Genomic DNA, 240 nt, shown 5'->3' with positions numbered 1-240 from the left:
CCCCCAACCTTTACAACCTTGCTCAACCCAGCGTTCATAGTCTAGCGCACTACCACGGGTGTAAATCATAGCATTGATGGCCGATGAGCCACCCAAACATTGTCCACGTGGTTGGAAGCCGCGTCGATCGTTTAAATGCGTTTGAGGAGTGGTGTGAAAACACCAGTTATTTAATTTGAGAGGTTTACCTGGTACCAAAAGAATTAAGCCAGCAGGTACGCGTACCGCGAGGTCTTTACC

1 protein-coding gene is annotated in these 240 nt (G+C 48.8%); it reads right to left on the bottom strand.

All coding sequences use genetic code 11. From position 1 onward, the window contains the following. Nucleotides 1–240, bottom strand: a 240-nt coding sequence (locus AAEZ03_RS28710) for a GMC family oxidoreductase N-terminal domain-containing protein (RefSeq protein ID WP_350583389.1), incomplete at both ends; no start/stop codon positions are given.

Origin of the sequence: Pseudomonas sp. HY2-MNA-CIBAN-0224 (assembly GCF_040310285.1) — a bacterium.
Classification (GTDB): Bacteria; Pseudomonadota; Gammaproteobacteria; order Pseudomonadales; family Pseudomonadaceae; genus Aquipseudomonas; species Aquipseudomonas helleri.
This window is presented reverse-complemented; position numbering and strand designations above follow the sequence as displayed.